General features: G+C 55.7%; 13 protein-coding genes. 9 read left to right on the top strand and 4 right to left on the bottom strand.

The genetic code is table 11. The annotated features are described in order from the left end of the window. Positions 1 to 58: 58 nt before the first annotated feature. Positions 59 to 445 carry a glutaredoxin family protein gene (locus tag SR894_RS11390; protein WP_133732343.1) on the bottom strand — a complete coding sequence of 129 codons (387 nt, stop codon included), beginning with the start codon at positions 443 to 445 and terminating at the stop codon, positions 59 to 61. A gap of 254 nt (positions 446 to 699) precedes the next feature. Here SR894_RS11390 and mpl point away from each other — a divergent pair, with 254 nt between their 5' ends. The 3 genes from mpl to SR894_RS11375 are packed head-to-tail and all read left to right on the top strand — an operon-like array spanning position 700 to position 3,404. Next, a complete protein-coding gene (gene mpl, locus SR894_RS11385; protein ID WP_133732344.1) occupies positions 700 to 2,136 on the top strand; it encodes a UDP-N-acetylmuramate:L-alanyl-gamma-D-glutamyl-meso-diaminopimelate ligase in 1,437 nt (478 codons plus the stop codon). After that, the gene (locus SR894_RS11380) at positions 2,133 to 2,777 is read left to right on the top strand and encodes a flavin prenyltransferase UbiX (protein WP_133732345.1); all 645 of its coding nucleotides are present in this window, start codon (positions 2,133 to 2,135) and stop codon (positions 2,775 to 2,777) included. Before mpl ends, SR894_RS11380 begins: the two co-directional genes overlap by 4 nt. Positions 2,778 to 2,780: 3 nt before the next feature. Further along, positions 2,781 to 3,404 (top strand): LysE family translocator, encoded by a 624-nt coding sequence (locus SR894_RS11375; RefSeq protein ID WP_208862701.1) that lies wholly within the window; start codon positions 2,781 to 2,783, stop codon positions 3,402 to 3,404. 17 nt (positions 3,405 to 3,421) lie between these two features. On the opposite strand, the gene SR894_RS11370 is transcribed toward SR894_RS11375, so the two are convergent. From SR894_RS11370 to SR894_RS11360, 3 genes are read right to left on the bottom strand one after another with little or no spacing between them, the layout of a single operon-like run. After that, on the bottom strand, positions 3,422 to 4,819 hold the full coding sequence (locus tag SR894_RS11370; protein WP_133732346.1) for a bifunctional DedA family/phosphatase PAP2 family protein: 1,398 nt from the start codon (positions 4,817 to 4,819) through the stop codon (positions 3,422 to 3,424). A gap of 42 nt (positions 4,820 to 4,861) precedes the next feature. Further along, positions 4,862 to 5,794 (bottom strand): diguanylate cyclase domain-containing protein, encoded by a 933-nt coding sequence (locus SR894_RS11365; RefSeq protein WP_133732347.1) that lies wholly within the window; start codon positions 5,792 to 5,794, stop codon positions 4,862 to 4,864. Then, complete coding sequence (locus SR894_RS11360) at positions 5,791 to 6,645, bottom strand: hypothetical protein (protein WP_133732348.1); 855 nt, start codon at positions 6,643 to 6,645, stop codon at positions 5,791 to 5,793. Before SR894_RS11360 ends, SR894_RS11365 begins: the two co-directional genes overlap by 4 nt. A gap of 199 nt (positions 6,646 to 6,844) precedes the next feature. Here SR894_RS11360 and SR894_RS11355 point away from each other — a divergent pair, with 199 nt between their 5' ends. The 6 genes from SR894_RS11355 (at position 6,845) to rodA (ending at position 12,911) form a co-directional block, all read left to right on the top strand. Then, the gene (locus tag SR894_RS11355) at positions 6,845 to 8,152 is read left to right on the top strand and encodes a glutamate-5-semialdehyde dehydrogenase (protein WP_133732349.1); all 1,308 of its coding nucleotides are present in this window, start codon (positions 6,845 to 6,847) and stop codon (positions 8,150 to 8,152) included. A 9-nt stretch (positions 8,153 to 8,161) separates the two neighbouring features. Next, complete coding sequence (gene nadD / locus SR894_RS11350; RefSeq protein WP_133732350.1) at positions 8,162 to 8,821, top strand: nicotinate-nucleotide adenylyltransferase; 660 nt, start codon at positions 8,162 to 8,164, stop codon at positions 8,819 to 8,821. A gap of 78 nt (positions 8,822 to 8,899) precedes the next feature. Further along, the gene (gene rsfS, locus SR894_RS11345) at positions 8,900 to 9,286 is read left to right on the top strand and encodes a ribosome silencing factor (protein WP_007112938.1); all 387 of its coding nucleotides are present in this window, start codon (positions 8,900 to 8,902) and stop codon (positions 9,284 to 9,286) included. Next, positions 9,283 to 9,750, top strand: a complete 468-nt coding sequence (gene rlmH / locus SR894_RS11340) for a 23S rRNA (pseudouridine(1915)-N(3))-methyltransferase RlmH (protein WP_133732351.1) — start codon at positions 9,283 to 9,285, stop codon at positions 9,748 to 9,750. Before rsfS ends, rlmH begins: the two co-directional genes overlap by 4 nt. Positions 9,751 to 9,839: 89 nt before the next feature. Continuing rightward, positions 9,840 to 11,747, top strand: coding sequence for a penicillin-binding protein 2 (gene mrdA, locus SR894_RS11335; RefSeq protein WP_223288148.1), 1,908 nt, complete (start codon positions 9,840 to 9,842; stop codon positions 11,745 to 11,747). A 3-nt stretch (positions 11,748 to 11,750) separates the two neighbouring features. Continuing rightward, positions 11,751 to 12,911 (top strand): rod shape-determining protein RodA, encoded by a 1,161-nt coding sequence (gene rodA, locus SR894_RS11330; RefSeq protein ID WP_133732353.1) that lies wholly within the window; start codon positions 11,751 to 11,753, stop codon positions 12,909 to 12,911. Positions 12,912 to 12,976 lie beyond the last annotated feature (65 nt).

The raw sequence follows: 12,976 nt of genomic DNA, 5'->3' as shown, positions 1-12,976 counted from the left end.
CGACGTTTGCCGACCTGGTGAAAAGACCTCAGTGGCTGTCTACCCCCAGCAAAAGCGCTTAACCGAACTGCTGATGCAGCCAGGCATTAATTGTATCAGATTCGTACATCCACTCTTCACGCCCATCGTCGTGGATGATTTTCAAGCAGGGCACTTTGACTTTGCCGCCCCCTTCCAATAGCGCCTGCTTATGCGCAGGATCAAGTTGAGCATCACGTACCTCAATGTTTAAACCCAGTCGCGCTATCTCTTTGCGCACCTTGATGCAGAAAGGGCAGGTGCGAAATTGGTACAGCGCAAGGTTCTGGCACGCCTGATCCACCTTGGCTTGCTCTTCAGGCGTTCGCTCTACTGACTTAGGTGTAGAGAGTTTCTCGGAAATCAGCATGACCGGGGCGAGCACCACGCGTAGACCACGAAAGAAATAGCGAATCAGAATGCGCATCGAAAGGCTCCTATGCTGAGATGTTGGCTTACATCAGCGTGACGAGTGGGAAGAAAGAGAGAGTCATCATTGATAAACAGTGGCCGCATCCTGCAACAACTCAAGGGATTTGTCACTTGAGTGGTGCTTTGTCAGCGTTTATGGCGATGAATAGATGAGCAAATTGCCTCAACATGCTAGGCTATTTGGCTATTTTTACGCCATTTTTTGGCTTTTAGTGAATTGGATTACGGGCGATTAACGGGGCGAGAGCCATGCATCTGCATATTATGGGTATCTGCGGCACCTTTATGGGTAGCCTGGCACTGCTGGCGCGTGAGATGGGGCACCAGGTGAGCGGCTCCGACCAGAATGTTTACCCACCTATGAGCACCCAGTTGGTTGATGCGGGAATCGCCTTGATGGAGGGCTACCACGCCGAGCATCTGTCGTCTGTATCGGGGCCTGTGCCGGATCTTGTCGTGGTGGGCAATGCCTTGTCACGGGGCAATGAAGAAGTTGAAGCGTTACTCAATAGCGGCCTGCCGTATACCTCGGGAGCGCAGTGGTTGGCAGAGCACGTGCTGCCCGGCCGACGCGTTATTGCCGTGGCGGGTACCCACGGTAAAACCACCACCGCCAGCGTATTAGCCTGGCTCTTAGAGAGTGCCGGTTTAGCACCGGGTTTTTTGATTGGCGGCGTGCCACGTAATTTTGGCGTGTCGGCGCGTTTAGGTGATCCACAGGCGCCGTTTGTCGTGGAAGCTGATGAGTATGACACGGCGTTCTTCGATAAACGTTCCAAGTTCGTGCACTACCGTCCGCATATCGCCATCCTCAACAACCTTGAATTTGACCACGCCGATATCTTCCCCGACTTGGCAGCCATTGAGCGCCAGTTCCATCATCTGGTGCGCACCGTGCCTGGCCATGGGCACTTATTAGTTGCTGATGAGCAGCCCGCCCTTGAGCGCGTGCTGAATCAGGGTGCCTGGACGCCGGTGGCGCATTTTGGCGACCAGGCCGGGAGCGAATGGCAGCTTGTACTAGAGCGCGCTGACGCCAGCCGCTTCCAGGTAATTTATAGCGGTGGCGAGCCTGGTCAGGATAGCCATTCTCAGAATAACAAGGGCCAGGAAGAAGATGGCGTCGTTGAGTGGCCGCTAACTGGCGAGCACAACGCGCGCAATGCCCTGGCAGCGCTGGCGGCGGCGCATTTGTGTGGGGTTGATCTAGCCCGTGGCTGTGCTGCGCTGGCGCGTTTTGAAACCCCCAGGAGACGCCAGGAAGTGCGTGGCGAGATTAATGGCATTCAGGTAATCGATGATTTCGCCCACCATCCCACAGCGATTGCCGCGACGCTCAAAGGGCTACGCGCAGCAACCACTAAAGGGCGCCTGCTGGCGGTCATTGAGCCGCGCTCAAACACCATGCGCTTAGGCGCGCTGCGCGAGCGGTTACTTGAGAGCGTGGCTGACGCTGATGGCGTGTTTTGGTTTCAGCCTGCCGGGCTTGACTGGTCGATGGACGAGCTGGTTGCCACGCAAGGGGCGCATGCCCAGCTGTTTAGCGATATTGATACGCTCGTGGCAGCAGTGGTCACTCAAGCGTCACCGTTGGATCGCATTGTGGTGATGTCCAACGGTGGCTTTGAGGGCGTGCATGAACGCTTGCTCGCCGCATTAGCCGCCGCCAAGGAGGGGGAGACGTGACAGATAGAACCGACCCATCGTTCAAAAAGCCGATTACCGTGGCCCTCACCGGCGCATCCGGGGCTCAATACGGGTTACGCCTGATCGATGTATTAGTCGCCGCAGGTCATGAAGTGTGGGTCATGATTTCGAAAGCCGCGCACATGGTAATCGCCACGGAAACCGATATTGAGCTGCCCGCACAGCCCCAGCGCTTAGTCGAGGCGCTGAGTGAGCGCAGTGGGGCGCAGCCCGGTCAGATTCGCTGCTTTGGCCGCGAAGACTGGATGGCGCCGGTGGCTTCAGGCTCTGGAGCACCGTCTGCAATGGTGGTTTGCCCGTGTTCAACGGGGACGCTTTCGGCCGTTGCCACGGGCGCCAGCAACAACCTGATTGAACGGGCGGCAGATGTGGCGATTAAAGAGCGACGAACGCTAGTGCTGGTGCCGCGAGAAAGCCCGTTTTCACCGATCCACTTGGAGCACATGCTGACATTGAGCCGCTTGGGCGTGGTTATCTTACCGGCAGCCCCAGGGTTTTATCACTGCCCGCAAAGTATTGATGATCTGATTGATTTTATTGTGGCACGCATCCTCAACCAGTTGGGCATCGAGCATTCGCTAGTGCCTCGCTGGGGAGAGGTCGAAGATAAGGATGAGTGATCTATGATGTCGTGGGCCACGCTGTCGGTTTTTGTGCCGACGTTTCTGTTTGTTTCGCTGACGCCTGGTATGTGCATGACCCTTGCCATGGTGCTGGGGATGACCCAAGGCGTTAAGCGCACGCTGTGGATGATGGTGGGCGAGCTGCTGGGTGTTGGCTTAGTGGCTGCCGCCGCTGGGGCTGGGGTGGCAGCATTGATGCTGCGTCAGCCAGAGCTGTTTGTGCTGTTTAAGTGGGTGGGCGGCGCTTACCTGGGTTATTTAGGCATTATGATGTGGCGCTCCCGTGGGCGCATGGCAATTCCCAGCGAGCTGGATGCGGGCCCACCCGCAAGCCCTCTGCAGTTGGCCATGCAAGGGTTTGTTACCGCGGTGGCAAACCCAAAAGGGTGGGCCTTTTTTATGGTGCTGCTGCCGCCGTTTTTGGATAGTAGCCGCCCGTTACCGGGGCAGCTCAGTCTGCTGATCGCGGTCATTTTGACTATTGAGTTCGCTAGCATGCTGGTCTACGCCACCGGCGGTAAAACGCTACGCAATGTGCTCGGTAAAAGCGGCAATGTGCGGCTACTGAATCGCATTGCCGGAACATTGATGATCGGGGTAGGCCTATGGCTTGCCTTTGGGTAAAGGGTTTTGATTTTAAACTAAACCGGTGGCAAGAAACCGACGCGAGCGCTGATAAGCGCTAGCGATGCCACGCTGAGCAGAAGCCACGGGCAAGGGCGCATCGGCGGGCGAGACTGCTGTTGCCAATGAAGTAGCGTGAGCGCGCAAACGACCAAGCCGAGTAGCGCCCCTCCCACCAGGTCACTGAACCAGTGCACGCCCACCACCAGTCTTGATAGCGCCATGGGTAGCGCAAGCGCTAGCGCAATCCAGTACACCCAAAAGCGTTTTTGCCGGGGCATCTCGGCCGCGACGAACGCTGCTGTAAGGCCCACGAGCACCACCGCGGTTGAGGTGTGGGCACTGGGGTAGGAGAACGAGCCCATCAAATAGTCCGGCGTCTCTGGGCGAGCACGACCAAACAGCCCTTTGCCTGCTATGTTCAGCAGGGCGACGCTGGCAAAAGCGCCACACCAGTGCAGCAAAGCCTCCCATCTCTTCCTCACCAGCATCCATGCTGCCCAAGGCAGCGTTAAAGCGATAATGCCCAGGGTGTCGCCAATGCGTGCAAAAATATTACCCGCTAGGTATAAAACATCACTTTGCAGCCAGGTGAAAAGTTGCTGTACGAACAGATCCATCTCAAGCGGTTCATGTTGGGCGATGACCAGTAGTGTCCAACCCGACAGGCTGCCTAGCGCTATGACCAGTAGCAGCAGTGAAGCCAAGGGGACATCGCCGGTTTGGCTCATGGCGAGCCATGGCCTCCGAAGCAGCGGTACACGGCGAATGCTCCCAGCAATCGCCCGGTAAAGTCGGCCATGTCTCGTCGCCTGGTGCCGGCCCCATGAGAAAATCACGGCGAGCACGACAACAATCGCCGCAAGTATGAGTAATGCAGTCTCTAAACCCGGCGGTAGATTTAAATGGTGTTGCCAAGTTCGCCCCAGCAAGTAGCCGGGCAGTACATAGGCCGGTGCCCATAGCGCCGCAGAGGTCAGGTTGGCCCAAACAAACGTCCGTGGTGGCATATGCATCATGCCTGCTACCAGCGGAATAATCGGCCGCACCGGGCCGACAAAGCGGCCGATAAACACCGACCATATACCATAGCGCTCAAAGAACCGCGCCCCACGGCCTAACCATTCGGGATGCTGCGACAACGGCCATCGCTGCGTGACCTGTTCACGATGCCTAAAGCCTAACGAAAAACTGATCCCGTCGCCTAAAACAGCGCCTATAAACCCAGCGCCGACTAGCCACGCCAGGCCGATATCCTGGTGCCCTGCAAGAGACGCAGCAGTCGTGATTAACACCACTCCTGGCACCAGCAATCCTACCAGGGCGAGTGATTCGACTAATGAAATCACCAGCACCATGCAGATGATAAGCGGCGGTGATGGCGTTAAAGATTGAAGCATATCGGCTAGTGGCACAGTGTACTCCAGCGTCAGAAAGGAGAAATTAAAAAAGTTATGCTAGACGTTGGCGAGAGCCGCGCCGCGTGCTTCCAGGCGCTTTACATAGTGCTCGAAGTACTCTGTGCGGCTGGGTAAGCAGGCCGCTATGCGTGCTTCCAATTGGCCGGTTTCTACTAATACACGCTGTGAGAGCGCTCGTTGCAAGCGCTCGCGTACTAGTAGGGCTCCGCTTTCACTAGTGTCAGGTAGAACAAGCCAAAAAGTGGCGCTGTCTGCGCGCCCAAGCACGTCATGATCGCGACAACGGCTATTTACTTCGCCGCAAAGCGCCCCCAGCAGTGCTGATTGCGCACGATGGCCAAACTGCTCTTCCGCCATATCCAACTGCGGCAAATGCAGTACCAGAACCGCGAGTTGCTGATTGAGCATGGCGGCGCGCTGGAACTCGCTGTGTAAGCGCTCTTTTAGCGTATCAATGTGGTAGGCATTGCAGTCGCTGTCATTGGGGTCCGTTGCACGCAGGAGCGCCCTGCGACGGGCGTGCTCCCAGCGGGGGAGAGCGAGCAGCAGCGTCAAGACAGCATAGCCAACGATTATGGCCGGTGGCGCAGAGGCGACCGAGGGAAGTATCCACCACAGTGGCCCAACGGCGATATTGATCAGTAACGCGGCCCATAGCGGTAGCAGTAAAAAAGCAGCGGTAATCGGCAGCCCTAGCCAAATAGGCGATACCTGAGGCTGGTAGTAGAAAGCGCCCAGCACTACCGAGTAGGTAGCGCAAAGTAGAATAATGCGTGGTAAGTAGCTTTTCACCCCTTGCCCGATATGCATTAACAGGGCCGACATAAGCAGCAGGGTCATAAAGGTGGGGATCAGTAGGTCGCGGTAATTTCCCATGGCATACAGCCATAGCGCGTAGCCTGCCATCAGTGGGATGCTGGCGGTATAAGCGAGCGTCATCAACCGCTTGGGAATGTGATGCTCGGTCATATTGTCTCCCGCACTCGCTCCGCCGGTAGCTTACTAATCTCACACACCGAAAGCGTTGCCGGTTCGATATCAATTAGTTCAAGGTGTTCGCTAGTAATATTGTCGGGTAAATTGGCGAGTAGTCGGCTGCGTCGTTGCGAGGCCTCTTTGGGAGAGCGGGCGAGAATCAACGTCACCAGCGTTGTGCTGCTTAAGCGGTAAACGTTTTCAAAATCATAGGTAAGCTCGCACAGTTTTTGAGCCATTGGCCACAGCTGGTGGCGTTTTACATGCAGAATAAACAGCTCTGCATGTACGCCTTCGCGCTCACAGCGCGTTTGTTCTCGGCTTATATCACGCAGCAGTTGCTCGCCGGGCCACAGGTTAAGGCCTGGAATTAACCGCAGGCGTTGGCGAATGGAGCCGTTCATATCGATAAGCTGCTGTGCTCTGGATAACGCAAGCAGGCCGAGTACTAGTAGAGAACACATCAGCAGGAGAAATGCTGGCCCGTCCAGCAGAGGCGCTACCATTACAGCACTAATCAGCCCAGCGCTGAGATTGAAAGCAGCTACCCAATTATTTTGTGGCAGCATCAGCATGGCAGCCCAAGCCCAGATTAAAATGCCGTGCCGTTCTGGGGCCGCGGCAATTAAACCCAGTAGCAGTGCGCCAGGCACGATTTGCCACGGTAATCCGCGTGAATGGCGGTGGCTAAAATCAAGCATTAGCGCGGTGATAAATAACCAGCCGATTGAGAGCCACAGCACTAGGGCCGCAGCGGGGGGGGTGGCAGGTGTCCATAATGCCAGGGCTACGGCAGCGGCTAGAAGATTGGCACGTAGCAGGCGGATTTTGTACTTGCTTTGCATGGTGACTTACTATTCGTCCTGAATAACCAGATGTATCTCATCAAGTAAAGTAATTGTAGGATAATAAATGTACACGACACACATTAGTGCCTTAATCGTCCTCAGTATAACGGCGAAATGACGTAATATAAGCAAAACGTATAAAACGGCTACACTCGGCAAATTGAAAAGTTAAAGCACCCTTCCGCACGGAGACACTATGAGCGCTTCTACACCGTTCCAAGACGAGGCCCAACAGCACTTATCTGACGGGAATGTGCCCGCCTATATGCAGGCCTTGGGGCAGGCGGCGCGGCGTGCAGCCAGCGAGCTGCGGCGGGCGGATACAGGGTTGAAAAACCGTGCGTTGATGGCGATGGCTCATCGCCTGACCGAAGCGCGAGGCCAAATACTAGATGCCAACGCTGATGATCTGCAGCGCGGCCGCCAGAACGGTTTGGAGAGTGCCCTGCTAGACCGCTTAGCCCTAAATGATGCGCGTATCGACGCCATGATTGAAGGACTGCAGCAGGTAGCGGGCCTGCCCGATCCGGTGGGTGAAATTGGCGATATGCGCTATCGGCCTAGCGGTATCCAAGTGGGCAAAATGCGCGTGCCACTGGGGGTTATTGGGATTATTTACGAGTCGCGCCCGAATGTAACCCTGGAAGCCGCAAGTCTATGTTTAAAATCGGGCAACGCCTGTATTTTGCGTGGCGGGTCGGAAGCGAGTCAGTCAAATGCCGCGATTAGCGCCTGTATCCAAGCCGGTTTAGCTGATGTAGGGCTGCCTGCCGGTAGCGTGCAGGTAGTGGCTACCACCGATCGCTCGGCGGTGGGAGAGCTGATCAGCATGCCGGAATATGTCGATGTGATTATTCCGCGCGGTGGAAAGTCGCTGATTGAGCGTATCAGTCGCGAGGCCCGCGTACCGGTTATCAAGCATCTCGACGGTGTCTGTCATGTGTATATCGATACCACCGCCGATCCCGCCAAAGCACTAGCCATTGCTGTCAATGCAAAGACCCATCGCTACGGCACCTGCAATACCATGGAAACGCTGCTGATTGATGCGCCGATTGCTGATTTGCTACTGCCAGAGTTAGCCCGCGCTTATGCCGAACATGAGGTCGAACTGCGTGGCTGCCAGCGCACACAGGCGCTGTTGCCCCAGGCCGGAGCAGCAGACGAAGCAGATTGGTATGCCGAGTATTTGGCCCCCGTGCTGGCAATCAAAGTGGTCGATGGTATCGATGAAGCGATTACCCACATCGAGCAGTACGGCTCTCACCATACTGATGCGATAGTGACCCAGGATTATTCACTTGCTCGTCGCTTTATGGCGGAGGTCGACTCCAGCTCGGTGATTGTCAATGCCTCGACCCGCTTTGCCGATGGATTTGAGTACGGGCTGGGCGCTGAGATTGGTATTTCCACTGACAAGCTTCACGCCCGTGGGCCGGTGGGGCTAGAAGGCCTAACCACGCAGAAATATGTAGTATTCGGTGACGGTCAGGTGCGTGAATAGGGTGGTGAGATGAGTCAAGCGGAACAACGCATCGGCATGCTAGGCGGTACCTTTGACCCTGTTCATCTGGGCCATTTGCGCAGCGCGGTGGAGCTGCATGAGGCGCTGTCGCTTGATCGGCTGCATATGATACCCGCCCAACAGCCACCGTTACGTGGTCGGCCCCAGGTTTCTGCGCAGCAGCGTTTTGAACTGTTAGCTGCGGGGATTGGTGATACCCCCGGGCTGGTTGCTGATGCCCGCGAGCTGCGCCGTGAAGGCCCCTCTTACAGCGCCGACACGCTGGCGGAGCTGCGTGCCGAGGTCGGCGACCAGGCGCGTCTGGTGATGGCAATTGGTTTTGATGCGTTTCTTCGGCTCACCCAATGGCATCAGCCCGAGCGCTTGTTCGAGCTTGCCCATTTAGTGGTGATTGCAAGGCCGGGCTATAACGATCCGCTGCCGTCATCATTAATGGAACTGGTAGAGCATCGTAGAGTCGATAGCGTAGAGACATTGATGCAGCGGCCCTTTGGGGGCTATCTTTCGCTGGCATTGCCATCGCTAATGGCGATCTCAGCAACGTACGTTCGTGAGTGTTTAGAAGCGGGGAAAAGCGTGCGTTATTTGCTGCCAGACCCCGTTGAGCGAGCCATTGAGCAGGACAGTCTTTATCGACAGCGCGAATAGCGCTGGCAGTCATCAAAGAAGCCGTTACAATGGCCGGCTTTATTGACCGATTAACCAATAAGGTTGTCTTTAGGAGTCATGCACATCGATACATTGAAAAATCTAGCAGTTGACGCGCTAGAAGAACTGAAAGCACGTGACATTACGCAGTTGGATGTTGCCAAATTAACCGAGGTTACCGACCTCATGCTCATTGCCAGCGGCACTTCGACCCGCCATGTTGCTGCGCTGGCGCAAAACGTCGTGGAAAAAGCCAAGGCCGCAGGGCTTGGGCCGCTGGGAGTTGAAGGTGGCGATAACGCAGACTGGGTGCTGGTCGACCTGGGCGATGTTGTTGTCCACGTGATGATGCCTGAGGCACGTACCCTGTATGACTTAGAGCGACTGTGGGCCGATCTGCCGAGTGATTCGGGCGCTATTGGCGAGTCCCTTGAGCGCTTTCAAGAGCGAGCTGGCATGTCATGAGGATCCGGCTGTTAGCGGTGGGAAGCAAAATGCCTGGGTGGGTAGAAGAGGGCGTCGACACTTACCGCAAGCGGCTACCGAGAGATTTTAATCTCGAGATAGAAGAAATTGCCCTCGGCCAGCGTGGCAAAAATGCAGATATCGCGAAAGCGCGCGCTCAGGAAGCCCAGCGTATTCGCGATAAGCTGCGTGGCGACGAATACGTGGTAGCCCTTGAAGTTAAAGGTAAAGCTTGGACCACCGAACAGCTGGCACAAGAGGCTGACGCATGGCGCATGGCAGGGCGCGATATTGTCTTGCTTGTTGGTGGGCCGGATGGCCTCGAGCCCTCGCTGTCTGCGATGGCTGATAAAAAGTGGTCGATCTCCCCGTTGACGCTGCCTCACCCCCTGGTACGGATTATGCTGGCCGAGCAGCTCTACCGTGCCTGGACACTATTGGTAGGTCACCCTTATCACCGCTGAAGGCTAACTGAGATGGTGAGCGATCACTGTTATCGCCTGCTGCGTCTTTTTGTTTGATTTGATTGCCTGATTTGAGAGTCATCGTTGCCATGCTCAAGCGCCCCAACACGCTAAAAAACTCCGAGCAAGAACTGCGTATTTTTCGTGTTAGAGCGCTTCTCGCGGTGTTAGTGGTTTTTACGCTTGCGGGCTTGCTAACGAGTCGCTTGGTTTATTTACAGATCGTCCAGCATGATATGTATAGCACGCGCTCCGAAAATAACCGGGTTCGCGTCGAGCCGCTGCCGCCGAACCGCGGTTTGATCTATGACCGCAACGGCGTACTACTGGCTGAAAACCGTCCCACCTACAATCTCACGCTGGTTCGCGAGCGTGTCGATAATCTAGATGAAACCCTGGCGCTATTGGTCGACCTGCTTGAACTGCCTGAAGAGGAGATCGAAGCGTTCAATGTGCGTTCACGCCAACGCCAGCGTCCTTTCCAGCCAGCCCTCCTTACCAGTGACTTAAGCGAAGCGCAAATTGCCCGTTTGGCGGTTAATCGTCATCGTCTGCCTGGAGTTGAAATAGAGGCTCAGCCGCTGCGCTACTACCCCGATGCCGAAATCATGGCCCACACACTGGGCTACGTCGGGCGTATTAACGCCGAAGAGATGGAAACGCTGGATGCGGGTCGCTACGCGGGAACTCATTTTATCGGTAAGACGGGGGTTGAGCGTTTTTATGAAGAGGAACTGCACGGTCAGGCAGGCTTGCGCAAAGTTGAAACAAACGCTCGCGGTCGAGTCTTGCGAGAGCTTGGACGAACCGATCCAGTGCCTGGTAAGAACCTAACCCTAACCCTGGATAAGTCGCTGCAAACACTGGCCTACGAATTGCTGGATGGCCGTCGCGGCTCCATTGTGGCTATCGTGCCGGGCACCGGTGAGATCCTCGCCATGGTATCGACACCGGGTTTTGACAGTAACCAGTTTGTCACCGGTATTGACGTTGCTTCTTATCGCGATTTGCAGCAAGACCTTGACCTGCCCCTGTTTAACCGTGCAACTCGCGGCCACTATCCTCCCGGCTCTACGATTAAGCCGTTTCTGGCGCTCGCGGGTTTGGTGGAAGGGGTAATCACGCCAGACAGCACCATCAATGACCCCGGTTACTACCAGTTGCCTAATGATTCCCGTCGCTATCGCAACTGGTTACGGTGGGGGCATGGGCGTGTCGATATGGAGCGCTCGCTGGCCGTTTCCAATAACACTTACTACTACACCTTGGCACATGATTTAGGCATCGATAATTTGCATGAGCAAATGAGTAATTTTGGTTTTGGCCAGCGCGTAGCCCATGACGTTCAGGGAGAGAGTGGCGCTTTGATGCCTTCGCGAGATTGGAAGCGTGGCCGCTTCAATCAACCCTGGTATCCCGGTGAAACCCTCTCGGTGGGGATTGGGCAAGGCTATTGGCAGGTAACGCCTCTCCAGCTTGCCAGCGCTACGGCAACGCTGGCCAATCGGGGCCACTGGGTGAAACCAAGGCTGGCCCGCCAGATTGGCGATACTCCGGTGCCACGCGATCTACCGGATACGTTAGATGACATTGAGCTCGCCAATGATAGCTGGTGGGATCGCGTATTCAGTGGCATGGAAAAGGTGATTAGTGGCACAGAAGGCACTGCCCGGCGAACCGGGGTTGGCCTTGAGTACCGGATGGGCGGTAAATCTGGCACCGCACAAGTATTCTCGCTGGGGCAGGATCAGCGTTACAACGCCGATGAGCTGGCTGAGCGACTGCGTGACCATGCGCTGTTTATGGCCTTTGCGCCACTGGACGACCCCCAGATCGCCGTTTCGGTTATTGTTGAAAATGCCGGTGGTGGCAGTACTCACGCCGCCCACTTGGCCCGTGCAATGACCGATGCCTGGTTACTTGAGGATGAGGCCCCCGACGTAGAAGAAGTGCGTGAAGTGTTGGAAGAAGATGATGCCAATGTGGAGGGGAACTAAGCCATGCCTTGGCATTATATAGCCCGTTCGATGCGTGGCCATCCTGTGCGACCGCCTGAGAGTGGTATCGCCCGCCGTAAAAGTATTTGGGAGCGAATCCATCTCGATCCATGGCTGCTGGGTTTGCTATTGCTGCTCATGGGGAGTGGTTTGATCGTTCTTTACAGTGCCTCTGGGCAATCCATTGATGCAGTGATTGCCCAGAGCGTGCGCTTTCTTATCGCCCTGGTAGGAATGGTGATTATTGCCCAGTTTTCGCCATCGACCTTTTTGCGCTTTGCGCCCTTGGCCTATGGCATTGGCGTTGCCATGCTGATTGCCGTCGATGTGGTGGGCGATGTGGGCATGGGGGCCAAACGCTGGCTAGTGATTCCTGGCGTGATACGTTTTCAGCCATCGGAAATGATGAAGTTAGCAGCCCCGCTAATGGTTGCTGCCTATCTGAATCGCTGTGAACTACCGCCACGCCTGCGCGATATTGTCGTGTGCGGGGTCATTATTGGCGTACCTGTGGTGCTAACCGCGATTCAACCTGATTTAGGGACTTCGTTATTGGTCTCTAGTGCAGCCCTGATTGTAGTGCTGCTGGCGGGCTTGTCATGGCGTTTAATCGGCTTTATTGCCGCCCTGGGGGCTGCGGGTGTGCCGCTACTCTGGATGAATATGCATAATTACCAGCGTCAGCGGGTATTGACGTTTCTAAACCCTGAAAGCGATCCCCTGGGGTCAGGCTGGAATATTATTCAGTCGACCACCGCCATCGGGAGTGGTGGGTTATGGGGCAAAGGATGGCTGCAGGGTACCCAGTCCCAGCTAGAGTTTTTACCTGAGCGGCATACCGATTTTATTATCGCCGTTCTGGGAGAAGAGTTTGGCTTGGTGGGTATGCTGGTACTGTTGTTCCTGTATCTATTGATTGTCAGCCGGGGTTTGTGGATGGCAAGCTCCGCGCAAGATACCTTTGGACGCTTGGTAGCGGGCAGCATCATCTTAACGTTTTTTATCTACGTATTTGTCAATATGGGCATGGTGAGCGGCATTTTGCCCGTGGTGGGGGTTCCGCTGCCGTTGGTCAGTTTTGGCGGTACCTCAAGCGTGACCTTGTTAGCGGGTTTCGGTATTCTCATGTCGATACATGCGCATCGTCGGTTGCTGTCGCGCTAGCGACGCTGCCTGCTTCAAACGCTATTGTTGCTCAGTAATGGAAAGCTCAGGCATGGATGATTCTG

Source organism: Vreelandella neptunia, from assembly GCF_034479615.1.
GTDB classification, from domain to species: Bacteria; Pseudomonadota; Gammaproteobacteria; order Pseudomonadales; family Halomonadaceae; genus Vreelandella; species Vreelandella neptunia.
This window is presented reverse-complemented; position numbering and strand designations above follow the sequence as displayed.

Excerpts from the sequence above, each read along its gene's own strand:
- SR894_RS11390 (WP_133732343.1), bottom strand. The coding sequence starts at position 445 with ATGCGCATTCTGATTCGCTATTTCTTTCGTGGTCTACGCGTGGTGCTC.
- mpl (WP_133732344.1), top strand. The coding sequence starts at position 700 with ATGCATCTGCATATTATGGGTATCTGCGGCACCTTTATGGGTAGCCTG.
- SR894_RS11375 (WP_208862701.1), top strand. The coding sequence starts at position 2,781 with ATGATGTCGTGGGCCACGCTGTCGGTTTTTGTGCCGACGTTTCTGTTT.
- SR894_RS11365 (WP_133732347.1), bottom strand. The coding sequence starts at position 5,794 with ATGACCGAGCATCACATTCCCAAGCGGTTGATGACGCTCGCTTATACC.
- SR894_RS11360 (WP_133732348.1), bottom strand. The coding sequence starts at position 6,645 with ATGCAAAGCAAGTACAAAATCCGCCTGCTACGTGCCAATCTTCTAGCC.
- SR894_RS11355 (WP_133732349.1), top strand. The coding sequence starts at position 6,845 with ATGAGCGCTTCTACACCGTTCCAAGACGAGGCCCAACAGCACTTATCT.
- nadD (WP_133732350.1), top strand. The coding sequence starts at position 8,162 with ATGAGTCAAGCGGAACAACGCATCGGCATGCTAGGCGGTACCTTTGAC.
- rsfS (WP_007112938.1), top strand. The coding sequence starts at position 8,900 with ATGCACATCGATACATTGAAAAATCTAGCAGTTGACGCGCTAGAAGAA.
- rlmH (WP_133732351.1), top strand. The coding sequence starts at position 9,283 with ATGAGGATCCGGCTGTTAGCGGTGGGAAGCAAAATGCCTGGGTGGGTA.
- mrdA (WP_223288148.1), top strand. The coding sequence starts at position 9,840 with ATGCTCAAGCGCCCCAACACGCTAAAAAACTCCGAGCAAGAACTGCGT.
- rodA (WP_133732353.1), top strand. The coding sequence starts at position 11,751 with ATGCCTTGGCATTATATAGCCCGTTCGATGCGTGGCCATCCTGTGCGA.